Raw genomic sequence first — 782 nt, 5'->3', positions numbered from 1 at the left:
AAAGTCGAAGTCAGACGTTACAGTATAACTCGCATCCGCATCACAACTATCCGTAGGACACGTTTGTAAAGCCGCGATGTTAGCAGCATTCCAATCAGATGCTAAAGTACTGTTGTTAGCGCCATCACATTCAATAGTTTCATCAGCCACATCCGAACATAACGCTAAGTCAGGCGCAGTTGTATCTTCAATAGTTAACGTTGCTGAAGTAGACGCTATGTTCCCACAGTCATCCGCTACCGTATAGTTTACAGTGATAGTACCACCAAGACCACAAGCACTCACAAAGTTATTAAAGTCGAAATCAGACGTTACGGTGTAGTTAGCATCCGTATCACAACTATCCGTAGGACACGTTTGTAAAGCAGCGATGTTAGCAGCATTCCAATCAGATGCTAAAGTACTGTTATTGTTACCATCACATTCAATAGTTTCATCTGAAACATCTGAACAAAGTGCTAAGTCTGGCGCAGTAGTATCTTCAATAGTTAACGTTGCTGAAGTAGACGCTATGTTCCCACAGTCATCCGCTACCGTATAGTTTACTGTGATAGTACCACCAAGACCACAAGCACTCACAAAGTTATTAAAGTCGAAGTCAGACGTTACGGTGTAGTTAGCATCTGCATCACAACTATCCGTAGGACACGTTTGTAAAGCCGCGATGTTAGCCGCATTCCAATTAGATGCTAAAGTAGTGTTGTTAGCGCCATCACATTCAATAGTTTCATCAGCCACATCCGAACATAACGCTAAGTCAGGCGCAGTTGTATCTTCAATAG

At 42.6% G+C, this 782-nt stretch carries 1 protein-coding gene; it reads right to left on the bottom strand.

The window, feature by feature from the left end:
• Positions 1-782: lipoprotein 17-related variable surface protein (locus WA340_RS12715; RefSeq protein WP_336129358.1), on the bottom strand; the 782-nt coding region annotated here is incomplete at both ends.

Origin of the sequence: Mesoflavibacter sp. CH_XMU1422-2 (assembly GCF_037029245.1) — a bacterium.
GTDB lineage: Bacteria > Bacteroidota > Bacteroidia > Flavobacteriales > Flavobacteriaceae > Mesoflavibacter > Mesoflavibacter zeaxanthinifaciens.
The sequence above is the reverse complement of the archived record's forward strand: the minus strand, read 5'-3'. Positions and strand labels throughout refer to the sequence as shown.